This is a genomic window from Crenobacter sp. CS_VA4 (genome assembly GCF_055597485.1).
Map to the genome: position 1 here is coordinate 253,970 of NZ_JBVMAE010000001.1, position 22,410 is coordinate 276,379.

The 22,410-nt window shown below is 66.7% G+C and carries 26 protein-coding genes; 15 read left to right on the forward strand and 11 right to left on the reverse strand.

Annotation, left to right across the window (positions count from 1 at the left end; translation table 11 throughout):
• Positions 1 to 45: 45 nt before the first annotated feature.
• On the reverse strand, positions 46 to 1,401 hold the full coding sequence (locus tag ACZ2IA_RS01230; RefSeq protein ID WP_470290729.1) for an aminotransferase-like domain-containing protein: 1,356 nt from the start codon (positions 1,399 to 1,401) through the stop codon (positions 46 to 48).
• A 117-nt stretch (positions 1,402 to 1,518) separates the two neighbouring features.
• Here ACZ2IA_RS01230 and ACZ2IA_RS01235 point away from each other — a divergent pair, with 117 nt between their 5' ends.
• On the forward strand, positions 1,519 to 1,995 hold the full coding sequence (locus tag ACZ2IA_RS01235; protein WP_470290730.1) for a hypothetical protein: 477 nt from the start codon (positions 1,519 to 1,521) through the stop codon (positions 1,993 to 1,995).
• Here ACZ2IA_RS01235 and ACZ2IA_RS01240 read toward each other — a convergent pair.
• Positions 1,987 to 3,153, reverse strand: a complete 1,167-nt coding sequence (locus ACZ2IA_RS01240; protein ID WP_470290731.1) for a GGDEF domain-containing protein — start codon at positions 3,151 to 3,153, stop codon at positions 1,987 to 1,989. The genes ACZ2IA_RS01235 and ACZ2IA_RS01240 overlap by 9 nt on opposite strands.
• A 76-nt stretch (positions 3,154 to 3,229) precedes the next feature.
• On the reverse strand, positions 3,230 to 4,321 hold the full coding sequence (locus tag ACZ2IA_RS01245) for an MFS transporter (protein WP_470290732.1): 1,092 nt from the start codon (positions 4,319 to 4,321) through the stop codon (positions 3,230 to 3,232).
• A 121-nt stretch (positions 4,322 to 4,442) separates the two neighbouring features.
• Between ACZ2IA_RS01245 and ACZ2IA_RS01250 the strand changes: the two genes are divergently transcribed.
• Positions 4,443 to 5,432 (forward strand): serine/threonine protein kinase, encoded by a 990-nt coding sequence (locus ACZ2IA_RS01250; protein ID WP_470290733.1) that lies wholly within the window; start codon positions 4,443 to 4,445, stop codon positions 5,430 to 5,432.
• Between the two features lie 61 nt (positions 5,433 to 5,493).
• Here the strand turns inward: ACZ2IA_RS01250 and ACZ2IA_RS01255 are convergent, their stop codons facing one another.
• Positions 5,494 to 5,736 carry a DUF2798 domain-containing protein gene (locus tag ACZ2IA_RS01255; protein ID WP_470290734.1) on the reverse strand — a complete coding sequence of 81 codons (243 nt, stop codon included), beginning with the start codon at positions 5,734 to 5,736 and terminating at the stop codon, positions 5,494 to 5,496.
• Positions 5,737 to 5,842: 106 nt separating this feature from the next.
• Here ACZ2IA_RS01255 and ACZ2IA_RS01260 point away from each other — a divergent pair, with 106 nt between their 5' ends.
• The gene (locus ACZ2IA_RS01260; RefSeq protein WP_470290735.1) at positions 5,843 to 6,745 is read left to right on the forward strand and encodes a LysR family transcriptional regulator; all 903 of its coding nucleotides are present in this window, start codon (positions 5,843 to 5,845) and stop codon (positions 6,743 to 6,745) included.
• Between the two features lie 151 nt (positions 6,746 to 6,896).
• Here the strand turns inward: ACZ2IA_RS01260 and ACZ2IA_RS01265 are convergent, their stop codons facing one another.
• Positions 6,897 to 7,433 carry an acyloxyacyl hydrolase gene (locus ACZ2IA_RS01265; protein ID WP_470290736.1) on the reverse strand — a complete coding sequence of 179 codons (537 nt, stop codon included), beginning with the start codon at positions 7,431 to 7,433 and terminating at the stop codon, positions 6,897 to 6,899.
• 284 nt (positions 7,434 to 7,717) lie between these two features.
• A complete protein-coding gene (locus tag ACZ2IA_RS01270) occupies positions 7,718 to 8,338 on the reverse strand; it encodes a LysE family transporter (RefSeq protein WP_470290737.1) in 621 nt (206 codons plus the stop codon).
• 131 nt (positions 8,339 to 8,469) lie between these two features.
• Here ACZ2IA_RS01270 and ACZ2IA_RS01275 point away from each other — a divergent pair, with 131 nt between their 5' ends.
• The 4 genes from ACZ2IA_RS01275 to ACZ2IA_RS01290 all read left to right on the forward strand — a co-directional run bounded on the left by ACZ2IA_RS01275 (position 8,470) and on the right by ACZ2IA_RS01290 (position 11,771).
• Complete coding sequence (locus ACZ2IA_RS01275; protein WP_470290738.1) at positions 8,470 to 8,925, forward strand: Lrp/AsnC family transcriptional regulator; 456 nt, start codon at positions 8,470 to 8,472, stop codon at positions 8,923 to 8,925.
• 103 nt (positions 8,926 to 9,028) lie between these two features.
• Positions 9,029 to 10,423, forward strand: coding sequence for an MFS transporter (locus ACZ2IA_RS01280; protein ID WP_470290739.1), 1,395 nt, complete (start codon positions 9,029 to 9,031; stop codon positions 10,421 to 10,423).
• Positions 10,424 to 10,539: 116 nt separating this feature from the next.
• Positions 10,540 to 11,352, forward strand: a complete 813-nt coding sequence (locus ACZ2IA_RS01285; protein ID WP_470290740.1) for a lysozyme inhibitor LprI family protein — start codon at positions 10,540 to 10,542, stop codon at positions 11,350 to 11,352.
• Positions 11,353 to 11,366: 14 nt separating this feature from the next.
• Positions 11,367 to 11,771 carry a lysozyme inhibitor LprI family protein gene (locus tag ACZ2IA_RS01290; RefSeq protein WP_470290741.1) on the forward strand — a complete coding sequence of 135 codons (405 nt, stop codon included), beginning with the start codon at positions 11,367 to 11,369 and terminating at the stop codon, positions 11,769 to 11,771.
• An 84-nt stretch (positions 11,772 to 11,855) separates the two neighbouring features.
• Here ACZ2IA_RS01290 and ACZ2IA_RS01295 read toward each other — a convergent pair whose 3' ends face one another.
• Positions 11,856 to 12,347 (reverse strand): glycine zipper 2TM domain-containing protein, encoded by a 492-nt coding sequence (locus tag ACZ2IA_RS01295; protein ID WP_470290742.1) that lies wholly within the window; start codon positions 12,345 to 12,347, stop codon positions 11,856 to 11,858.
• A gap of 199 nt (positions 12,348 to 12,546) precedes the next feature.
• Here ACZ2IA_RS01295 and ACZ2IA_RS01300 point away from each other — a divergent pair, with 199 nt between their 5' ends.
• A complete protein-coding gene (locus ACZ2IA_RS01300; protein ID WP_470290743.1) occupies positions 12,547 to 12,888 on the forward strand; it encodes a hypothetical protein in 342 nt (113 codons plus the stop codon).
• Between the two features lie 56 nt (positions 12,889 to 12,944).
• On the forward strand, positions 12,945 to 13,442 hold the full coding sequence (locus ACZ2IA_RS01305; protein WP_470290744.1) for a M48 metallopeptidase family protein: 498 nt from the start codon (positions 12,945 to 12,947) through the stop codon (positions 13,440 to 13,442).
• A 198-nt stretch (positions 13,443 to 13,640) separates the two neighbouring features.
• On the opposite strand, the gene ACZ2IA_RS01310 is transcribed toward ACZ2IA_RS01305, so the two are convergent.
• Positions 13,641 to 14,540 (reverse strand): DMT family transporter, encoded by a 900-nt coding sequence (locus ACZ2IA_RS01310; RefSeq protein ID WP_470290745.1) that lies wholly within the window; start codon positions 14,538 to 14,540, stop codon positions 13,641 to 13,643.
• A 91-nt stretch (positions 14,541 to 14,631) separates the two neighbouring features.
• On the opposite strand from ACZ2IA_RS01310, the gene ACZ2IA_RS01315 reads away from it, so the two are divergent.
• Positions 14,632 to 15,195 (forward strand): helix-turn-helix domain-containing protein, encoded by a 564-nt coding sequence (locus ACZ2IA_RS01315; protein ID WP_470290746.1) that lies wholly within the window; start codon positions 14,632 to 14,634, stop codon positions 15,193 to 15,195.
• Here the strand turns inward: ACZ2IA_RS01315 and ACZ2IA_RS01320 are convergent.
• The 3 genes from ACZ2IA_RS01320 to ACZ2IA_RS01330 all read right to left on the reverse strand — a co-directional run bounded on the left by ACZ2IA_RS01320 (position 15,185) and on the right by ACZ2IA_RS01330 (position 17,746).
• Complete coding sequence (locus ACZ2IA_RS01320) at positions 15,185 to 16,120, reverse strand: alpha/beta hydrolase (RefSeq protein WP_470290747.1); 936 nt, start codon at positions 16,118 to 16,120, stop codon at positions 15,185 to 15,187. The two genes, ACZ2IA_RS01315 and ACZ2IA_RS01320, sit on opposite strands and share 11 nt — an antisense overlap.
• Positions 16,121 to 16,288: 168 nt before the next feature.
• Positions 16,289 to 17,563, reverse strand: coding sequence for an aryl-sulfate sulfotransferase (locus ACZ2IA_RS01325; RefSeq protein WP_470290748.1), 1,275 nt, complete (start codon positions 17,561 to 17,563; stop codon positions 16,289 to 16,291).
• 42 nt (positions 17,564 to 17,605) lie between these two features.
• Positions 17,606 to 17,746, reverse strand: coding sequence for a hypothetical protein (locus tag ACZ2IA_RS01330; RefSeq protein ID WP_470290749.1), 141 nt, complete (start codon positions 17,744 to 17,746; stop codon positions 17,606 to 17,608).
• Positions 17,747 to 18,046: 300 nt separating this feature from the next.
• Here ACZ2IA_RS01330 and ACZ2IA_RS01335 point away from each other — a divergent pair, with 300 nt between their 5' ends.
• From ACZ2IA_RS01335 to alr, 5 genes are all read left to right on the forward strand, one after another.
• Positions 18,047 to 18,238, forward strand: a complete 192-nt coding sequence (locus tag ACZ2IA_RS01335; protein WP_470290750.1) for a Lar family restriction alleviation protein — start codon at positions 18,047 to 18,049, stop codon at positions 18,236 to 18,238.
• A 467-nt stretch (positions 18,239 to 18,705) separates the two neighbouring features.
• Positions 18,706 to 18,909, forward strand: coding sequence for a dodecin family protein (locus tag ACZ2IA_RS01340; RefSeq protein WP_470290751.1), 204 nt, complete (start codon positions 18,706 to 18,708; stop codon positions 18,907 to 18,909).
• Positions 18,910 to 18,960: 51 nt separating this feature from the next.
• Positions 18,961 to 19,434: an Hsp20/alpha crystallin family protein gene (locus tag ACZ2IA_RS01345; RefSeq protein ID WP_470290752.1), complete on the forward strand. Its 474-nt coding sequence runs from the start codon at positions 18,961 to 18,963 to the stop codon at positions 19,432 to 19,434.
• A gap of 665 nt (positions 19,435 to 20,099) precedes the next feature.
• Entirely contained in the window at positions 20,100 to 20,435 is a 336-nt protein-coding gene (locus tag ACZ2IA_RS01350; RefSeq protein WP_470290753.1) for a hypothetical protein, read from the forward strand.
• A gap of 276 nt (positions 20,436 to 20,711) precedes the next feature.
• Positions 20,712 to 21,938, forward strand: a complete 1,227-nt coding sequence (alr, locus tag ACZ2IA_RS01355; RefSeq protein WP_470290754.1) for an alanine racemase — start codon at positions 20,712 to 20,714, stop codon at positions 21,936 to 21,938.
• Positions 21,939 to 22,410: the final 472 nt, after the last annotated feature.

Below are 22,410 nucleotides of genomic sequence, written 5' to 3' on the forward strand. Positions count from 1 at the left end.
GCGCCTAGCCGGGGTCGCTGCGCTGGGTTCTAGCTACGCAGAAACTCAGCGAAGCTTCGTTTTGTCAGCGACGCCAGCCAGCCGGGCGATCTCGGCCGCCAGCCAGGTCAGCAGCGCGTCCTGCGCGCCGGGCTGGTAGTAGCTGGCATTGAGGCGCAGCGCCGGCGCGCCGGCCCCGGCCGGGTAGCAGAAACTGCCCGGCGCGAAGTGGACGCCGACCGCGAGCGCCGCCTGCTGCAAGCGGGCGACGTCGAACGCGGCCGGCAGCTCCAGCCACAGGAAGTAGCCGCCGGCCGGTCGGCTCAAGCGGCAGCCGGCCGGCAGCGCGGCTTTCAGCACATCCCGCATCGCGCCTAGCCGTTCGGCCAACGCGGCGCGCAGGCTCGCCAGCGCCGCCGCGTCGCCGTGGCTGGCGAGCAATTCGGCGAGCGCCAGCTGGCTCGGCAGCGGCGAGGCGAGCGTCTGGTTCTGCTTCAGTTGCAACGCCGCGTCGTGCCAGCGCCCGGCCGCCAGCCAGCCGACCCGGTAGCCCGGTGCCAGCGACTTGGAGAAGCCCGAGCAGTACAGCACCAGGCCGTTGCGATCGAGCGCCTTCAAGGGCGGCGGCGCCTGTCCGGCCAGCGCCAGCTCGCGGTAGCTGTCGTCCTCGATCAGCGGCAATTGATACCGTTCGGCCAAGGCCAGCAGTGCGCGCTGCTGCGACTCGGCCAGGCACTGGCCGGTCGGGTGCTGGAAGGTCGGCATCACCGCCACGCCGGCCAGGTTCCCTGCCGCCGCCTCGCGCTCCAATAGCGCCAGGTCGAGCGCCCCGGCGGCGTCGAGCGCCAGCGGCAGCACCGCGATGCGCCACTCGGCCAACAGGCCGAGCAGGCCGGGGAACGCCGGCACGATGACCGCCAGCCGCGCCGGCCGGCCGCGCGTCGCCAGCTGCACCGCCAGGGTCAGCGCCTCCATCGCGCCGCAGGTGATGATCAGCTGGTTCCAGTCGAGCGCGATGCCCTGTGCCCGGTAGCGCTGCGCCAGCTGGCGGCGCAGGCTAGCGAGGCCGGCGGCGTCGAGCCCGGCCAGCGCCGCCGGGTAGTCGGGCAGCACCCGCGCCGCCGCGCGCGCCAGCGCCCGGCCGTCGAACAGCGCCGGGTTGACGAACGGCGAGCCCCACGCCGCCAGCTCTGGCCGCACGGCGGCCGGCGCCGCGCCGGCGATCACCCGGAAACCGGCACGCGGCAGCGCCTCGATATAGCCGCGCCGTTCCAGCTCGTGGTAGGCGTGCTTGGCGGTGGTCATGCTGACCCGCTGCGTCGCGCAGGTGGCGCGCAGCGACGGCAGCGCGTCGCCCGGCCGGTAACTGCCGCGCTCGATCGCCGCCACAAAAAACTCCACCAGCGTGGCAAACTTGGCCATTCCTAATAGGTTCCGAAATCGATGCCGGCCGAGTGTAGCGGAGAAGCGGCGAACCCGCTGCGCCGCGGCGCGTCCAAGCCCGTATTGCGAAGCCACCGCCGCATCAGGAGTATCCGCATGTCCCGCCCCATCCTGCCCGCCGCGCTCGTCGCGCTGCTGCTAGGCGCACCGGCGCTGGCCGCCGACGGAGCCGTCGCGGCGCAAAGCTACAAGATCGACTGTCTGCCCGACGCCGGCCGCAGCCAGAGTCTGGCCGACTGGCTGCGCCTGCGGCTATCGCTGCGCGGTCTCGACGAAAACAACGCCCACCCGGCGCTGCGGCTGTGCTTCCGGATCGACGCGCAACAGCGGATCGCCCCCGGGCCGAACGTCGGCGTCGGCGTCGGTTATGGGCGCTGGCGAGGGGGAGGCTGGGGCGGCGGCTATTGGGGTTCGCCGGCCTACGACGTCGAGACGGTGCCGGTGGCGTCTCTGACCGCGCAGCGCCCCGACGGCAGCGTCTACTGGCAGGGCAGCCAGGACGCGAGCGGCAACGGCGAGGCGGCGCGGCAGGACGCGCTGCGCCGACTGATCGAGCGGCTGCCGCTAGACTGAGGCCTGCGCCGGCGCGCCGTGCCCCGCCAGCTCGACGCGGTTGCGGCCACGGTGCTTGGCCTGGTAGAGCGCCCCGTCGGCGGCGGCCAGCAGCGGCTCGAGCCGGTCGAGCTCCGGGCGCAGACAGGCGAGCCCGACGCTGATCGTCAACGCGATGCGATGTTGGCCGAACACCACCGGCTCGGCCGCCATCTCGGCACGCAGTCGCTCGGCCACCCGCTGGGCCTCGCTCGCGGTGGTGCCCGGCAGCACCACACAGAATTCCTCGCCGCCGTAGCGGCCGATGATGTCGCCACGTCGGCAGCCCTGGCTCAGGCGCTCGGCGAACTGGCGCAGCGCCGCGTCGCCGCCCGCGTGGCCGTAGTGGTCGTTGATCGACTTGAAATGGTCGAGGTCGATCATCAGCAAGGCCAACAGCGGCTGCTGGCCGACCGCCTGTTCGGCCACCGCCAGCAGCGCGCGCCGGTTGTAGAGGCCGGTGAGCGCGTCGCGTTCGGCCAGGCAGGCGAGCCGGTGCAGCAGCTTTTCGTTGGTGATCAACAGGCCGCCGAGCACCAGCGCGAAGAACAGCAGATTGGCCGTGAACTGCAGCAGGCGCTGCCAGGGGTCGGCGAGCAGATCGGTGCCCGCCGGCGCGGCCACCACCACGCCGAAACGCACCACGAACACCGCCATCAACAGGCCGAGCACCAGCGCGCTCAGCGTGTGGCCGGGCGACCGTAGCAGCCGGTGCGACGAACGGACCTCCCAGCCCATCGCGGCGCACAACAGCAACATCGTCGTGCTGGCCACCATCAGCCGGATGCGCAGGTGGTCGTCGAGCGTGGCCGCGACCAGCAGCGCGAACGCCACCGCCAGCGCCGCCGCGGTGCGCCGCCACGGCAGCGCCTTGCCGTGCGACTGGCGCAGCCCGAACCACAGCGCGGTCACGAAACCGAACGACAGGCTGTTGAGCAGCAGCACTCTCAGTAGCAGCGACAGCTGCTCGCGGTGCATCAGCATCAGCGAAAACAGCGTGCTGGCCAAGCAGCCGAGCGCCCAGGTCAGCAGCTCGCGCTCCTCGCGGTTGCTGCGCCAGAACAGCAACAAGGTCAGCGTCACTACCGCGCTGTAACAGGTCTGTATCAGGTAGCTAGTCGGGTTGTCGATCCAGAACATAAAGGTCTCCACGGCCATCGACCGGCCGCCTTGTCTCGGCCATGATGCACGAAGAGATCGCTCGATGTGCAACGATTTATGCCGTCGCCGGTCGCTCGAGCCGGTCGCACCGTGCCAGCGCCGGGAACCAGCGCATCCACAGCCCCACCACCACCAGCGTGCCGGCACCGCCGAGCACCACCGACGGCACGGTGCCGAACCAGGCCGCGGTCACCCCCGACTCGAACTCGCCGAGCTGGTTCGACGCGCCGATGAACAGCGAGTTGACCGCGCTGACCCGGCCGCGCATCTCGTCCGGTGTCTCGAGCTGGATGAAGGTGCTGCGGATCACCACGCTGATCATGTCCGACGCGCCGAGCACCACCAGCGCGGCTAGCGACAGCGCGAAGTGCTCCGACAAGCCGAACGCGATGGTGGCGAGGCCGAACACCGCCACCGCGGCGAACATCACGTAGCCGACCCGGTGCTTGACCGGGTAGCGCATCAGCCACGCCGACATCGCCAGCGCGCCGACGGCCGGCGCCGAGCGCAACAGGCCCAGGCCCCACGGCCCGGTGCGCAGGATCTCGCCGGCGTAGATCGGCAGCAGCGCGGTCGCGCCGCCGAGCAGCACCGCGAACAGATCGAGCGAGGCGCGCTGCCGGGACGGTTCGCTGCGCCGCGCGCTCAGGCTCGCCACCAACACCATGCCGATCAGGTAGATGGCGAAATCCAGGCCGTAGGTGAACGACGCGCCGATCGCGTACAGGAAGCCGCCGAGCGCCGGCGCGAGTATGGTCGGCATGTCGAACGCGCGGCAGACGCCGATCAGCACCGACAGCACGAAGATCAGCCCGCGGCTGGTCGAGAAGCCGGCGCCCAGGCTGCCGAGCAGCAAGAGGCCGGCCACCAGCGCCTGCACCGCCATGCTGATCGCGACGATGCGTCGCCGGTCGTAACGGTCGGCGACGCTGCCGGTGACCAGCACCAACAGCACCCGCGGCAGGAACTGCAACAGGCCGACCAGGCCGAGGTCGAGCGCGCTGTGCGTCAGCGAGTACACCTGCCAGCCGATCGCGACGGTAAGGATCTGGAAGCCGCCGGTCAGGCAGACCCGGGCGAACCAGAAGCGCCAGAACGGCGCGAAGTGGCGCAATGAGGAGGGTTCGGGGGGCGGGGGATTGCTCATGCTGGCTGATAATAACGTCGGGAAATAGTCACTTAGAGACTACCCGGCCGGCGCCAGCGGCGCCACGGGATTGTCGTAACGGATTGCAATCGCGTCCGGCACCCGCGCCGTATAATGGCGCATGACCACCGACCTCCCCCCTCCGTTCGCCGCGTTGACGCCGGACACCCTGCTGACCGCGCTGGAAGGCCTCGGCCTGCCGGTCAGCGGCAGCCTGCTCGCGCTCAACAGCTACGAAAACCGCGTCTACCAGGTCGGCCTCGACGACGCGCCGCCACTGGTCGTCAAGTTCTACCGACCGGCACGCTGGAGCGACGCGCAGATCCGCGAGGAGCATGACTTCGTCGCCGAGTTGGCCGAACGCGAGATCCCGGTGGTCGCGCCGCTGGCCTTCGACGGCGAGACGCTGCACCGCCACGCCGGTTTCCGCTTCGCGGTCTACCCGCGCCGCGGTGGGCGCGCGCCGGAGCTCGACCGTCCCACCGTGCTGGAATGGCTGGGGCGCTTCCTCGGCCGCATCCACGCGGTCGGCGCGGTCCAGCCGTTCGCGGTGCGCCCGAAGCTCGATGCGGAAAGCTTCGGCGAGGAGCCGCTGGCCTTCCTCGCCGGCAGCGAGTTCCTGCCGCCGGACCTGCGCGAGGTCTACCTCGGTGTGGCGCGCCAGGCGCTCGACGGCGTGGCGCGTTGCTATCAGCGCGCCGGCGACGTCGCCACGCTGCGCCTGCACGGCGACTGCCACGCCAGCAACGTACTGTGGACCGACGCCGGCCCGCACTTCGTCGACTTCGACGACTGCCGGACCGGTCCGGCGGTGCAGGACCTGTGGATGCTGCTGTCGGGCGAGCGCGCCGAACAGAGCCACCAGCTCGCCGACCTGATGGCCGGCTACGAGGACTTCTGCGAGTTCGACAGCCGCGAGCTGTACCTGATCGAGGCGCTGCGCACCTTGCGGCTGATCCACTACAGCGCGTGGCTGGCGCGGCGCTGGCACGATCCGGCGTTTCCGGCGGCGTTCCCGTGGTTCGACAGCCCGCGCTACTGGCAGGACCGCATCCTGGAGTTGCGCGAGCAGATCGCGCTGATGGACGAGCCGCCGTTGTGGCCGGTGTGACGCGCCCTGTTCGATAAAAACAGCCTGGCCGAGCGGCCAGGCTGTTTTTTTATTCACCTCGTCAGCACGCGGCGGGCAGGCGGCGCGCCAGCAGCCTTTGGCTTACGCGCTGCACGCTCGGCGCGAGCAGCAACACGATAGCAAACGCGGCCGGCCAGGCGGCGACGAAGGCATGGCCCCAGCGCGCCAGGAAGTCCGGCCCGAAGCCGAGGTTCAGCCAGCTGACCCAGCCGGTCATCAGCACCGACATCAGGCCGGACATCAACAGCGAGAAGGTCAGGCGCAGGCGGGTGGCGTCGGACATGGTGGTTCTCCTTTTGAGCACGATGGTAGCGATGCCGTTATCCTAGCCAATCGCAATTCGGCCAACTACAGCCTATTTTTCAATCTCAAATTGCAGAAATGGAATCATGCTCGACGACCTGGCGCTGTTTATCGCGATTGTCGACGCCGGCAGCCTGCAGGCGGCCGCGCGCCGGCTCGGCCTGCCGCCGGCGACGCTGACCCGCCGGCTGCAGAAACTGGAGGCCGAGCTCGGCTGCCAGCTGCTCTTGCGCAGCGCGCGCAGCCTGAAGCCGACACCGGAGGGACGGCAGTATTACGAGCAATGCCGGCCGCTGCTGACCGCGCTGCAGCAGACCACCGCCGCGCTCGACGACGACCTCAACCAGGTGAAGGGCACGCTGCGGGTGCTGGCGCCGGTCAATCTGGGGCGCGGCCTGTTGGCGCCGGCGTGGGCGAGCTTTCTCGCCGCCTGGTCGGAGATTCGGCTGGAGCTGAGCCTGAGCAATCAGAGCGAGGACCTGTGGCGGCACGGCGCGGATCTGGCGCTCCGGGTCGGCGCGCAGAGCGACCCGAAGCTGCGCCAGCGTCGGATCGGCGCGGTCGGGCTGGCGCTGGTCGGGGCGCCCGGCTACCTCGCCGCGCACGGCGCACCCACGCATCCCGACGAGCTGGCACAACATGACTTGCTGGTGATCGAGCCGCTCGGCCCCTGGCAGTTCAGCGCCCGCGATGGCGGGGAGCGCATCGAACTGTCCCCGCCGGGCCGCTGCAAGGTCAACGAGCTGACGCTGGCGGTCAGCCTGGCCGAAGCGGGGCTCGGCCTGCTGTATTGCCCGCTGCCGTTCTGCCACGAGGCGATCGAGAGCGGCCGGCTGGTGCGGCTGCTGCCCGACTGGCGCACGCCGCAGCGCCCGATATATGCGGTGTGGCCTCAGCAACAGCTGCCGCGCAAGGTGCGGGTGCTGCTCGAGCATCTGTCGGACTTCGTGCAGGCAACGCCGCTGCTGCAGGGCGAGGCGCCGGACTGAACGGGCTCGGAGTCTGTTCAGAATCTGTCGCGAGCGGTCCTCAGCGGGGTGAAGAGCAGCGCAGAAACCGGAATGGACGTGGTGTCCATGAGGATTTCGAGCAGCGCATGAGCCCCGATCAGGACCGCGCAGTAAGATTATGAACAGACTCTCAGAAGCGGTAGCTGTAGCGCAGCACTACCGCGTCGCCGCCCGGGTTGGGCCTGTCGAGATCGGCGTTGGAGAAGTGCAGGTAGTTGACGCTCAGCTCCTGCCGGCCTAAAGCGTAGCCGGCGCCGGCACGGTCGGCGAACTGCCAGTGGGTATGGAGGTTGCGGGTGGAGGACCATCGGGTATTGTCGAGCAGCGCGACGCCGATACTGAGCTCGAGGAACGGCCCGGCGTCGGGACGGGCGGTCTTGAACTGGTAGTGCAGCACCGGTGCGGCGATGGCGCTCCACACCGGGTCGAGGTGGGTCCGGGAGTAGCCGACGCCCAGTTCGGCGCGGCTTTGCAGCACGCCGGTGGCGCTGTCCCACCACTGCCACGGCAGCACCCAGCCGAGCGTGACGCGGTAGTCGTTGAGCGATCCCTGGCCGTGCGGCCGGCTCAAGGCCCCGACCGAACCGCTTATGAAGTCGACCGCATTCGCCGACGGCACCAGGCCGCCGAGCAACAAGCCGATCAGCGCGCACGCAGAACGAGACATGGCCGGTTCCTCCTGGTTTCTTGATAGCTCCTTTAACAAGGTGTTACACGCCCCTCTGGGCGGGGCCGACCGCGCGCGCGTCGATGCTCTGCCGAACGGTCGTCGAGCGGGGAGGAAAGGAGGGAGGGGATCGAGCTCGCGGGCCGCGTCAGCCGACCGGCCGGCGCATAGCGACACGATCCGCTCGTGCATGATCAGCGTGTGGTCCTTGCCGGACTCCCGGATCTGCCGGCGCAGCGGCTTGCGCCGGTTTCACGTGAAGCTGGCTGCGCTGCTAGACACCATCAACCGAGTAGCGCCCGGCCGCCGAGCACGATGCCGAAGCCGAGCAACAGCAGCCCGCACAGCGCGTCGATCCGGCACCGCCACGCCGCGGACAGCTTGTCGCCGAGCCAGCCGACGCCGCCGGCCAGCATCAGCCACCACAGCACCGAACCGGCGAACACCCCGGCGATCATCACCACGCCGCCCACGGCGCCGGGCGCCTGCCGTCCCGCCAGGCCTGCAAACACCGCGATGAAGGACAGGATGGTCAGCGGGTTGCTCAGCGTCAGCGCGAATGCGCTCGCCACGTAACCGAGCAGGCCGGCGCCGCCGCTGGCCGCCACCTGCGCGGCCGGGGCGCGACGCAGCGTGGCGAGGCCGAGCCAGATCAGGAAGACGCTGCCGACCAGCGCCAGTGGCAGCGTCAATCGGGTCAGCCAACCGGTCAGCGCCCCCAAACCCGCCACGCCGAGCGCGGCATAGAGCGCGTCGGCGCCGGCTGCGCCGAACCCGGTCGCTAGGCCGGCGGCCCGGCCGTGCCGCAGGGTGCGCTCGATCACCAACAGGCCGATCGGCCCGACCGGCGCGGCGATCGCCCAGCCCACCAGCAGCGCCTGGCCGAACAGTGCCGTGTCGCTCATCGTCATCCCTTTCCACCGTGTTGGCCATGAGCACAGTGTGTACGCCGCGCGGCGCGTTTCCCATGCAGGATTTAAGGTGAAATGCCAATATCGGCTGCTATTTTTCGGTAACCAGACAAGAGGACAGAAAGATGGAAATCGACGGAAAGGCCTGGAAGATTCTCGCCGCGCTGCAGGCCAACGCGCGGCTGTCGCTGACCGAGCTGGCGCACGCGGCCGGGCTGTCGGTGCCGGCCGTGTCGGAGCGGCTGCGCCGGCTCGAGGAGGCCGGGGTGATCCGCGGCTACCGCGCCGAGGTGGCGCCGGACAAGCTCGGCTACCCCTTGCAGGCGCTGATCGGCATCACCGTGCCGCAGCCGTACAAGCCGACGCTGCTGGCGCAGCTCGACGCGATGCCCGAAGTGCTCGAGTGCCACCACGTCACCGGCCAGAATTCCTACGTGTTCCGCCTGGTCGCCCGCGACGTCGCGCACCTGGAGGCGACGCTGGCACGCGTCAACCATCTGGGCGAGACCCGCACCGCGCTGATCCTGTCTACGCCGATCCCAATCCGGCCGTTGCAGCCGTTCACACCACGGCGCGACTGAGGGCCGGTCATTCGGCCAACGTGGCCACCGCGCTCGCCGCCGCTCTTTCGCTCCGCCCGCTAGGGAATTCCCTAAGGTGTCGACACCCCGTCCCGGCGCTACAGTGAAGCGCGTAAGAACCTGCGCGCCCGCCCACAACACAACAACACGGGCGCGCCGACGAGAAACCGGGGCCACGACCCCGCAAGAGCGAGAAACCACGATATCCAGTTCCCCCCGCCAGTCGCAGGCGCGCACGGTGTTCCGTGTCGTCAGTGGCAACTTCCTCGAGATGTACGACTTCATGGTGTACGGCTTCTACGCCACCGCCATCGCGCACACCTTCTTCCCGGCCGGCAACGAGTTCGCCTCGCTGATGCTGTCGCTGATGACCTTCGGCGCCGGCTTCCTGATGCGGCCGCTCGGCGCCGTGGTGCTCGGCGCCTTCATCGACCGCCACGGCCGCCGCGTCGGGCTGTTGGTGACGCTCGCCCTGATGGCCGCCGGCACCTTGCTGATCGCCTGCGTGCCAGGCTACGCCAGCATCGGTGTCGCCGCGCCGGTCCTGGTGCTGGTCGGCCGGCTGCTGCAGGGCTTCTCGGCCGGCGTGGAGTTGGGCGGCGTGTCGGTCTACCTGTCCGAGATCGCCACCCGCGGCAACAAGGGCTTCTACGTCAGCTGGCAGTCGGCCAGCCAGCAGGTGGCGGTGATCTTCGCCGCGCTGCTCGGCGTGCTGCTGCACAGCCTGCTGCCGAAGGAGGTGATGAACGAATGGGGCTGGCGCGTGCCGTTCCTGGTCGGCTGCCTGATCGTGCCGTTCCTGTTCATCATCCGCCGCTCGCTGCAGGAGACCGAGGCGTTCAAACAGCGCAAGCAGCACCCGACGCTGGGGCAGATCTTCGCTTCGATCCGCCAGAACTGGTCGCTGGTGCTGACCGGCGCGTTCCTGGTGATGATGACCACCGTGTCGTTCTACATGATCACCGCCTACACGCCGACCTTCGGCAAGGAAGTGCTCAAGCTCGGCGAGGTCGACAACCTGATCGTCACCGTCTGCGTCGGCATCTCGAACTTCTTCTGGCTGCCGGTGATGGGCATGCTGTCCGACCGGGTCGGCCGCAAGCCGCTCTTGATCGCGTTCACCGTGCTGATGCTGGTCACCGCCTACCCGACCATGCTGTGGCTGACCAACGACCCGTCGTTCGGCCGACTGCTGCTGGTCGAGCTATGGCTGTCGTTCATCTACGCCAGCTACAACGGCGCGATGGTGGTGGCGCTGACCGAGGTCATGCCGCCGGAAGTGCGCACCACCGGCTTCTCGCTGGCGTACAGCCTCGCCACCGCGATCTTCGGCGGCTTCACCCCGGCGATCTCGACCTATCTGATCCACGCCACCGGCAACAAGGCGATGCCGGGCATCTGGCTGAGCGTCGCGGCGGTGTGCGCCTTGATCGCGACGCTGCGGCTGATGCGCGGCGGCCAGCAGCCCGCCCGGCGCGAGGCGAGCGCCGCCGCCTGAACCGGCTCGGGCGAGCACAGCAAAAAAGGTTGGCTTCGGCCAACCTTTTTTCATGGCGGCGTTCCCGCCGACTAGCCCGACCACATTTACAAGCCCCCCCATCCGCGCTCAAAATAATGCCGTTTGAATTCATTTTTGCCGACAAAAATTACATGTACAAAGTAGCCCTTTCCCTCGCCATGGTGGCCCTGGCGCCCGCGACCCTGGCCGCCAGCTTCGATTGCGCGCAGGCCACCACCCCGATCGAGAAGCAGATCTGCACCTCGCCAACCGTCTCGAAGCTGGACGATCAATTGGCGACCGCCTATGAAAACGCGCTAGAGACCGCGGACAACCCGGCCGCGGTAAAGAAAGCCCAGATCGGTTGGCTGAAAGACGTGCGCAAAGCCTGCCGCGACACGGCCTGCCTCGATCGCGCGTACCGGCAGCGGCTGGGCGAGCTCGCGGTGTTGAAGCCGGCCCCGTGGAAGACCTACCGCAACGAGGCGCTGGGCGTAGAGTTCAGCTATCCGGGCAACCAGGTCGTCGCGGTCGACCTGAAGCAGAAGACCATCACCACGCGCGGCTACCGCTTCGAACTGGGCCCGAACACGATGGGCTTCGGCGACATTCTGGTTTTCCGTGTAGGGGAAGGCGATCTGGAGCGAGGGCTGAAGGCCAGCGAGCATTTCGGGAAGCACAACGGTCAGTGGGCCATCGCCACCGACGGCGCGCTGGATGGAAAAGTCAGCTTTGCCCCGGCGGCCAAGTTCGCCGGGGAAGGATGGCAAGGACTCAAGGGCACCTACGGCTGCGGCACCTCGCACCAATGGGATTGCGGCGTCGCCGTGCTCAGCAATGGGAAGCGCTACCTGGTGGTCAGCCCGGACAATGGTGGCGACTTCGGGAAAAGCGAGCAGAAAACCCTCTCGTCCATCCGTTTCCACTGAGCCGGAGCTCGACTATGCCTCTCATCGGGTCAAAACCATCCCTCCGCCTGCTGCTGAGTGGCTGCCTGGCGCTGGCGAGCCTGCACGTGTTCGCCGACGACGTCGGACTCAGCAAAAAATACAACGCCTGCATGGATGGCGCCGGCGGCGTCACGGCATCGATGCTCGACTGCATCGGCGCCGAGACCGAGCGCCAGGACAAGCGCCTCAACAAGGCCTACAAGGAGCTCATGGCCGCCCAGACGCCGGAGCGCAAGAAGCGCCTGCAAGAAGCGCAACGCTTGTGGCTGAAATACCGCGAGGCCAACTGCGACTTCTACGCCGACCCCAACGGCGGCACGTCTGCGCAGCTGGGGGCGAACGACTGCTTCCTCAATGCCACGGCCACCAGGGCGAAGGAGCTGGAACTGCTCAAATAGTCACTTCCGACGCTCGTCGTCATCTAGTCGTCATCTAAAAAGACAAGCCGGCCATCAGGCCGGCTTTTGCTTTGGTGTAGCGGCTCAGCGCACCACCGGCTGCGCGTTCACCGTCAGCTCCAGCTTCTTGCCCGGGTTGTACGGCATCGTCACCGTCTCGCGCCGGCCGCGGTACTCGTAGGTGACCGCGTAGCCGGTCAGTTCTTGGCGGGGCGAGCAGGCCTGTGTCACCGGCTGGGCGCCGTTGCTGCCGCGCCCATGGGCGATCTGGCGGCCGGCCATCGCGCCGCCGAGCGCACCGACGATGGTGGCAGCGGTCCGGCCGCGGCCGCCGCCGACCTGATTGCCGAGCACGCCGCCGACGATGCCGCCGAGCAGCGCTCCGCCGTTCTCGGCGGTCATCAGCCCGTCAACGGTGTTGGCCACGTCGTTCGTGTTCAGCGCCGGAGCCGGGCAGTTGTCGTTGACCGTGCCGTACTGCGGGTCGCTGCGCAACACGGTGGCGTAGTCGGTGAAGGTGGCGGCCTCGGCGCCGGCGGCGGCCAGCAACAGGACGGTGAGCAGAATTCTTTTCATGATGTTTTAGGTCTCCGGAGAAGCAGCAAGCGGTACTGGCGACGGAGTATAAGTCCACAGCGGCGCATGACTTGTGAATGTCTGTTAGCAAATATTAAGCGCCGCTAAGCGCGGACTTGGCCTGACGCGCCGAGCTTGCCATACTCAGCGCTGCCGGCCGTTCGGCCGATCCTGTCCCCGATTTTTTCCGGAGCCCGCCATGCCGACCCCGACCTTCCGACCGTTGTTTGCCTTTGCCGATGACCACGCCGCGCTGGTCGAGATCAAACGCCTCGACCTGCCGCCGGACAGCCCGAAGGGGCGGGTCTACCACTGGTTGTGGCTCGACGGGGACGCCCCCACCGCGCTGACCTTCCGCGCCATGGAGCGCGAGCCGCTGCAGTACCGTCGCTTCGCCGAGGGCGAGCTGTGGTTCGACGACAGCGAGGGGACGCTACAGCTCACCGGCCAGCCGAGCCGGCGGCTGCCGGCCTGTGGCGAGGCGGGGCTGGCGCCGCGCTGGCAGGCGGCGATCGCCGCCTACCTTGCCGACCAAGGGTAGGCACCGCGGCGACGCGGCGCGTTACAATGGCGGCCTTGTTCCTGCCCCGACCCGCCATGTCCTCGCTACCCTATCTCGCCGGCTATTCCCCCGACCTGCAACAACGCGTGCAGGCGCTGCTCGACGCCGGCCGGCTCGGCGACTGGCTGGCGCAGCGCTATCCGGAACAGGCCCACGCGGTGCAGACCGACCGCGCGCTGTACGACTACGTCGAGGCGCTGCGCCAGCGCTACCTGCGCAATACCTCGCCGCTTGCCAAGGTGTTGTACGACAACCGCCTCGACCCGGTGCAGCACACGCTCGGCACCAACACCTACGTGCAGCGGGTGCAGGGCGGCAAGCTCAAGAGCAAGAACGAGATCCGCGTCGCCAGCCTGTTCCGCGACGCCCCGGAGGACTTCCTGCGGATGCTGGTGGTGCACGAGCTGGCGCACCTGAAGGAAAAGGACCACAACAAGGCGTTCTACCAGCTGTGCTGCCATATGGAGCCGGACTACCACCAGCGCGAGTTCGACCTGCGCGTCTGGCTGAGCTGGCGCAAGCTCGCCGGCTGAGCGGAACCCAAAACAAACAGCCTGGCAATGCCAGGCTGTTTGCTTGTAAGGTTGGCCGAATCGCTAAGTGTCGCTACCAAAACCCAGCGGAGCGGTCTCGGCTAGGCGCCCGGCCGCGGACAGTACAAGACGGGGCAACAACGCCGAGAGGGTTTTAGCTACGCAGAAACTCGTCAAAGCCTCGTTTTGTTAGCGACACTAGGCCGGGGCGGCGTTCTTCGCTCCCAACTGGCTGAGCAGCACGCTCGCCACGATCAGTGCCGCGCCGCTGATCGCCAGCAGCGTCAGCGACTCGCCCGCCAGCCAGCCGACCAGGCCGGCCCACACCGGCTCCATCGCGAAGATGATCGTCGCACGGGTCGCCGGCACCGTCTTCTGCGCCCAGTTCATCGTCACCTGGATCGCCGCGGTGGCGAAGCCCAGCGCCGCCACGCAGCCGATCAGGCCAGGGCTCGCCTGCGGCAGCGGCTCGCCGCTGCCGAACATCGCCACCGTGGCCAGCAACGACACCACCGCCAGCTGCACCAGCGTCACCCGGCGCGGCTCGCAGCGGCCGGCGTAGCGGCCGACCAGGCAGATCTCCAGCGCGATCGCCGCCGCGCCGGCGAGCGTCAGCCACTCGCCGGCGCCGAAGTGGAAGTTCAGCCCGCGCGGGTCGGACAAGAGCAGCAGGCCGACAAAGGCGATCAGCACACCGCCCCACGCCGCCAACGCCGGGCGATGGCGGAACAGCGCCCAGCTGAACAGCGGCACCAGCGGCACGTACAGCGCGGTCAGGAACGCCGACTTGCTGCTGGTGATGCTGGCAAGGCCGAGCGTCTGCAGCGAGTAGCTGAAGAACAGCACGCTGCCGACGACGATGCCGGCGCGCAGCTCGGCGCGGTTCAGCCCGCCCAGCACCCGCCACGCCAGCCCTAGCGCCACCAGCGCGGCGGCGCCGAAGCGCAGCGCAACGAAGCCGAACGGCCCGGCCCACTGCAGCGCGGTCTGCACCGCCAGGAAGGTGGCGCCCCAGATCATCGTGATGACGATCAGCAGCGTGTCGGGCAATAACGAACGGCGCGGCGGCGGCGCGGCAAGGCAGGCGGACGAACTCATGACGGGTCTCGACGGTGGGTAGTGGATTGCCGCGGGGCGGCATTGGGCAATATACTGCACAGATCAACCAATGTGCAATATAGTGCTCAAAATGGACAACGCCACCCTGCCGGTGATCCTCACCGTGTCGGCCAACCTGCGCCGCGCCCGCCAGCAACGCGGCTGGAGCCAGGAAAAACTCGCCAACGCCGCCGACGTCAGCCGCCGCATGCTGGTCAACATCGAGGCCGGCGAAAGCAATGTCAGCCTCGTCACGCTCGACCGGCTCGCCAGCGCGCTGGGGCTGAGTTTCGCCGAGCTGGTGCGCCCGGCCGACGCCGCCCCGGACAGCCCGGTGCGGGTCTGGCAGCGCTGCGACAGCCACGGCACGCTGCTGCAGAGCCTGTGCCAGCACGGCCAGACGGTGGAGCTGTGGCAGTGGCAAATCGGCGCCGGCGAGCGCTACGACGCCGACGCCGACCCGGCCGGCAGCCACGAGATCGTCTACGTGATCGCCGGCGAGCTGCGGCTGGAGATCGGCGGCGAGACGCGCCGGCTCTTGGCCGGCGACTCGCACGCCTTCGCGTCCGACCGCCGCTACGCCTACCTCAACCCCGGCGACACCCCGCTCGTGTTCACCAAGAACGTGATCCTTCCCGCGCCGCTTAGTTGCTGACGAAGGCGGCGATCGCCGCGTAGACGGACGCGCACTCGTCGGCCAGCAGCATCTCCATGTTCAGGAAGGCGTGGATCAGCTCGTCGAAGTGCCGGTGCTCGACCGGCACGCCGGCGGCGCGCAGCTGCTCGACGTAGGCGATGCCCTCGTCGCGCAGCGGGTCGAAGCCGGCGGTGAACAGCAGGGTGCGCGGCAGGCCGGGGCCGAATTCGCCGTACAAGGGCGACACGTCGCGGCGGTTTTCGGCATGCTGGAAGTAGTTGTCGAAGTACCAGGCCACCCGCTCCCGGGTCAGGAAATAGCCGTCGCCGTTCTCGGCGAACGACGCCTGGCGCATCGTGTAGTCGGTAGACGGGTAGAGCAGTACCTGGCGGGCGATCTGCAATGCGTCGTCGTACTGCGCGCGCAGGCTGACGCTGGCGGCGAGCGCCCCGCCGGCCGAGTCGCCGGCCAGGGTCAGCTCGCGAAGGTATGGCAGGGCGCGGCGATCGAGCGCGTCCCACACCCCGCGCGCCACCGCGTACGCGTCGTTGAGCCCGGCCGGGTACGGGTTCTCCGGCGCCAGCCGGTAGTCGGCCGACACCACGATCTGGCCGGTCGCCGCGGCCAGGCGCCGACAGATCGCGTCGTACACCGACACGCTGCCGGCCATGTGGCCGCCGCCGTGGTAGAACACGATCACCGGCCGCGCCTGATCCGGCGCCGGGTGGTAGATGCGCACCGGCACCGTATAGTCGGGCCCGGCGATCAGCTCCTCGTTGACCCAGGCGATCGCCGGGCCGGGGGTGACGAAGCCGAAGGTCAGCTTGGCCAGCGCTTCGCGCGCGCCGATCGCGGTGGGCTTGTAGCCGTTGGCGATCAGGATGGCGATCTGGCGATTCAGTTCGGCCAACCAGCCGGACAGTTTGGGGCTGACTTGTCGCATCGGGGCACTCCTCGCGGGGATGGTGAAAGCACAGTATGGAACGCCCCCATACTAGCCCGCGCGACGCGGCCTGTCCGGCCAACATCCATCTGGCATCACCCCGGCCGCAACAAAAAAAAAACCGGCCACCTCGCGGCAGCCGGCCAATCCTTTTGGGCCTCTGCCCGCTCAACCCAACGGCGAGCCCGTCTCCTCGTCGCGTGGCGCCACGCAGAAGTCCGCCTCGCCGCCCGCCCCCGCCACGCCCTGCACGCGGGTCACCCGGTCGCGGCCGATCGGCGCGGCGCCCGGCACGCGGAAAGTGGTCACGTCCAGCCGCTCGATCGCGACCTGATTCGGTTCGGTCAACTGCGGCACCCAGTCGTACGGCGCGCGGTAGGCGCGGTACACCAGGTTCAACTTGTGCACGCTGCCCCAGTACGGGCTGATGTATTCCCAGACGATCTCATGCTCCGCCGTCACCTCGAACAGCCGGCCGTCCGAGCCCTCGGTGATCAGCGTGTTGCCGTTGGGCAGGCGTTGCGCGCTACTGATGAACGGGCTGTAGAAGCGCGACGCGTCGAGCGGCACCACGAAGCCCGCCTCGGCCGGCGTGTACTGCCAGACGATGGCGAGGCTGACCGGGTCGATCTCCAGCACCCGCGAGTAGTCGCGCCGCGCGTTGCGCAGCCCGTCCGGCGACGCCGGGTTCGGCTCGCCGTAGCCGGCCCAGCCGCCGTTGTCGAATACCAGCAGGTTGCCGGCGCCGGGCAGGCCCTGCGGGATGAGGTGCGCGTGGTGCAGGCCGATGATCCAGCCGAGCGCCTTCTCCGCCTCGCTGCCGTCGTAGTTCGGACCGAGCCGCCACACGATTTTGCCGGTCGCCTTCTCGACGATCGCGACGATGTTCGCCTCGCGCGAATCCCAGATCAGATTGTCCGGGTGGAAGCGTTGGTCGCCCGCGTCGTAATGGCGGTTCGGCCCGAGCACCGACAGCGAATTGATGTGCAGCCAGTCGCCGACCGAGCGGTCGGCCAGCACGCGCAGGTTCGGGTTCCGGTACAGCGCGGTGCGTGCCGCATCGTCGAAGCCGAGCTCGTCGACGTGGTCGCTGGCGCGCCATTCCCAGACGACCTTGCCGTCCCAGCTCACCTCGACGATCTTGTCGTCGAGCAGCAGCTGGTCGGAGATCTTGGCGTTGTGCAATTCCTCATGCACCAAGAGCAGCGTGTTGCCGCGCGTCGTTTCGGGCACCTGGTCCGGCGCGTAGTAACCGACCGGGCTGCCGGTGCGCTGGTAGTCGTGGTGCTGGCGCGCCACCCAGCGGGTCGGCTCGCCCGGGTCGCTGACCTGCTCCAGGCCGTCGAAGCGCCAGACGATGTTGCCGTCCCAGTCCACCTGCACCAGGTCGACCTGGTCCTGGAACGCGTGCTGCGGGTTGCGGTTGGCGGTGCTGCCGAACACCTGGCCGCCCGGCAGCAGCTTGGCCGGGAAGCCCTGCAGCCCCTACCACACCTGCACCTCGCGGCCGTTCATGTCGATCAGCACCGTGCCGACGCCCTCGGCGTGGAACACGGTATAGCCGTTCCAGGCCTTGTCGGGGTTGTAGACGGTGGCGCCGGTGGGGTAGACGGTGGGGTGGCCCATGCTTCGCATCCTTGTCGTGGTCGGTAAAGATGCGGGGGCTGTTGCAAGCGCCGTGCCTGCGCAAGGTTGGCCGAACCGCGCGGCCGGCCGGCCCTGTGGCAGCAAGGGTTTCGGCCAACGTTGATGGCGATCTGAGAAAGAAAGCGGCCCGCAGCGCTGCGCCGAAACCGCCAGCGCCGCCGCATTTGCGGCAGCGACGGCACCGAATCGCGCAGGCAAGCCAGGAGCGTCCGACTAGGAGTGACACGGCCCGCGCCGTATCATGAACGAATGATGACTGCCGATTTTGGAAAACCCACGATGAACATCCCCACGCCGCTGGTCCCGAAACCCTGCCCGAAATGCGGCGCGTCCGCCGAAGTGGGCCGCTCCGGCTCGCACCGCTTCTGGGTGCAGTGCAGCGGCTACCTCGGCTACGGCAACTGCACTGCGATCGGGCCGCAGACCGACAACAAGAAGGAAGCGATCCTGAGGTGGAACGCCGGCCGCTGAGTTGAAGCTGTCTGTAGCTGGGCAAGGGCTGTAGTGCCGTCGCCCGGCGTTTCACTCCGTCGCGGCTGACGCGACACCATTGCTTCGGCCAAATTTTGGCAGCGCAGACAATGCGCCACGAGTCCCCCATACCACTCAACTTCTACGCTCATTCCTCCCAAGCTAGATGTCTACCGATTGAACACTTCGCTCCACCCATCCTACCTCGCTGGTCTATAAAGACGGGTGGCTGCCGCTTTCTCGAGAAGTGGGTGGAGGCAGTCATGCCTGCAGTGCTGCAAGTCCTCGACGCACGATTACCGTCCTTTATGGGATAGCTCCCAAATCAAGGGGGCTAAAGACAAAGTGGCATTGCTAAAAAGATGCTAATCCAACACATCTACCTTGCACGGCTCTGATGTTTGGGCGTTTCATCATCTCGAACCTTGCAAATGTCCTGTTTATTATGCAAAGAGGAGGTATTGATTGTGCCAAACACACTCAAAGTGGTGGAAGTGCTCGCCGAGTCGAAGGTCAGTTGGGAGGATGCGGCAGCAACCGCCATTTCAAAGGCTGGAGAAACCCTTCACGGCATCAAATCCATTTATATCAAGGATTTTGAAGCCACAGTGGAGAACGGGAAGATTTCAAGTTACAGGATCAATGCAAAGATTACCTTTTTGATTGATTAGTGTCCTGACAGTTTTTTTCTGGTACCACCCTTTAAATTTGGAGTATGCTTTGTGGCTAATATCTCGCCCTTCAAACCTTTCCAAGATCTTGCTAACTATGACCCGTTTAACATCTCCGAAAACATGCGCAAGATGTTCGGTGAGTTTTTTTCGCCAGATAACTGGATGTCTACCACGAACTGGATGACCAGCTTCGCTCAGCAAGGTATGACGGTCGACATCTCGGAGAACGACGCCAACTACATCGTTCGAGCGGACATTCCAGGAATGAAGAAAGAAGAGATCAAAGTTGAAGTCGATGGGAATTGTGTTTCCATCAGTGCAGAAACCAGAAGCGAGAAAGAAGAGAAGAAAGGAGAAACGGTCATTCGCAGTGAACGTCACTACGGTAAATTCTTCCGCAGTGTCACGCTGGATAAAAACATTGATGATGCCAAAGTGACTGCCAAATACACGGATGGGGTGCTGGAACTGACGCTGCCGAAAAAGAACGGGGGCCAAAGCAAGCAGATCACCATCCAGTAAGTCAGGTCAGAAGATCAGACCAGGAGACCGATTCCCGTGAATACTGGTCTCCGAAATGACAAATTTCTTGCCTGGAGGCATGGCTAGCGGCCCTTTGAGGCACTTCAACAAACTAGTAGCTCTATCTTCATCAATAGAAATTAGCAAGCAAGTAGAATGAGTGAAGGCGGACGCGCCGCACCCCATCAATGTACCTCTCGATGAGCCAAGCTTCGCTCCCCCATCCTATGAAGTGACGGCCAATGAAGTGACGGCCAATCGCAAGGTTGGCCGAAAGCCAACGAAAAAGGCAGCCACCCGGCTGCTTTTTCGTTGCTCCGCCTTTCGGCCAACCTTTTTCGTCAAACACTGACGTCGACTTCCCCCCGGCCGCTTCCTGCCTATCCCCAGCTCGCTGACCAACGCACTCGCCACAATCAGCGCCGCGTCGCCTACCCCGAGCAGCGTCAGTTGTTCGCCGGCCAACTAGCCGAACACCGCGCTCATCCTCAAGCCTTGTGCCAGAAGCCAGGCTTGCCACCAGAAGAGCGTTGTGCACGGCTCCTTCTTATCAATTGTTAACACTCCTTAGCAGTCCCCTCCGAAAACCTCACATATGCTGGCAGGGCATCAGCATGCAGTGCACAAGGCATTAGCAACCTGGCAACGATAACTGGAGAACAATCATGTCGAGCAAGATTCTGGCTGTGGTAGCGGCAACGGTACTCCTCGGCGCGGGCAGCGCCGCGTTCGCCGGCGGTAATGGCCATGGTGGCGGCAATGGTGGCGGCGGCGGCGGCGGACACGATGGCGGCGCGCATGGCCAAAGCCATGCCAGCGGCGACTCCGCTACGCATACCAGCAAACAAGGCGTGCTGAATTCGAATGGACTGAATGCGGCGGATCGCGACAAGGGCCACGAACGTGCCGCGGAACGGCACAGCCTGAACGCCACGAAGCATGATGAGGCGGGCCTGTCACCCAACAAGAACAAATCGCTGAAGCAGCCCGCGCAGGACTGATCTCCATCTACCAAAAAAAGGCAGCCACCCGGCTGCCTTTTTTCATTGCCCCGCCGTGCCTGCCGACACAGCTATTCCTAACGCATTTTTATCGATAACACGTGTTGAAATATGAATATTTCTGTCGCGATTCGCTAACGACGCTTTCCAATCTATCGACATAGCATGGGCGGGCAGCGCGGCTTGCCCGTTTCTCCTCGACACGGGGCTCTCGGCCCGCTGCTGTCCATAACAAGCAGGGGCCGGCCACGGCCCCGTGGAGAAGAGATAACGACCATGAAAATGAACCGTACCGTGCTGTCGCTCGCGCTGGGCCTCGCCTTCCTGAACGGCCAGGTGCAGGCCGCGCCGCCTCTGACCACCAGCAATGGCAAGGCCGCCGTCAGCGTCGCCGCCAGCAACGCCTGGGTGGAGATCGACCGCGCCGCCTTCGAGCACAATATCCGCACGCTGCAGACCACGCTCGCCGGCAAGTCGCAGATCTGCGCGATCCTGAAGGCCGACGCCTACGGCCACGGCATCGGCCTGTTGATGCCGACCATCATCAAGACCGGCGTGCCGTGCGTCGGCATCGCCAGCAACGAGGAGGCGCGCGTGGTGCGCGCCAGCGGCTTCAAGGGCAAGCTGGTACGGGTGCGCACCGCGACGCTGCCGGAGATCAACGCCGCGCTGAAGTACAACATGGAAGAGCTGATGGGCAACGCCGACCTGGCCCGCGAGGCCGGCGAGCTGGCGCGCCGCCACGGCCGCACCTTGCGCGTGCACCTGGCGCTGAACTCGGCCGGGATGAGCCGCAACGGCGTCGACATGGCCACCGATCAGGGCAAGCAGGATGCGGTCGCGATTACCGAGCAGCGCGGCCTGAAGGTGGTCGGCGTGATGACCCACTTCCCGGTCGAAGAGAAGGAAGACGTGCGGAAGGGCCTGGCCGTGTTCAACAAGGACGTGGACTGGCTGTTCGCCAACAGCAAGCTGGATCGCAAGAAGGTGACGGTGCACTGCGCCAACTCGTTTGCGACGCTGGAAGTGCCGGAGGCGCGTCTCGACATGGTACGCCCGGGCGGCGCGCTGTTCGGCGACACCGAGCCGTCGCACACCGAATACCAGCGCGTGATGCAGTTCAAGTCGCGTGTGGCGGCGGTGAACAGCTACCCGGCCGGCAACACCGTCGGCTACGACCGCACCTTCACGCTGAAGCGCGATTCGAAGCTGGCCAACATCCCGGTGGGCTACTCGGACGGCTACCGCCGGGTGTTCACCAACAAGGGCTTCGTGCTGATCGACGGCCAGCGCGTGCCGGTGGTGGGCAAGGTGTCGATGAACACGCTGATGGTGGACGTGACCGATGTGCCGGGCGTGAAGAGCGGCGACGAGGTGGTGTTGTTCGGCAAGCAGGGCAAGGCCGAGATCACGCAGACGGAAGTCGAGGATATCAACGGGGCGTTGCTGGCGGACCTGTATACGGTGTGGGGCAATTCGAATCCGAAGATTCTGAAGAACTAATGACACCGATTCCGCCGGCCGGGTGAAGGTTGGCCGAAAGAGGGGAGAAGGGCCGTCCGCGAGGGCGGCTTTTTTTCTGGGTGCGCGTGGGAGAAGGCGTGCGTTTCGGCCAACGTTGCTGGGAGCGGGAGCTTTGTCGGTCTCGCCCGACTGGCGAGGTACTTTCTTTGCTTCGTCAAAGAAAGTACCCAAAGAAAGACGACCCCAGTGCGCTGGCCTTCGGCTTCCCTCGCGCCTGCCAAGCGGCCAGGCGCCGCCGAACTCGCGGGCGGCTAACGTCCGCCCACTCGAACAAGCGGCGGCTTAAAACCTGGCCGCTTGACGATCGCTCGGCAGCGCAAAGGGGATGGGCAGGATGATTGCGGCGGATGTGGATTCGGAAGATTAGAAAACCAGGCTGTCTTGCTGACTCATTTGCCAAGGTCAGCTGAAGCCGATCCTAATCCAGCGGGATCACGCATCAGGCGCTTTC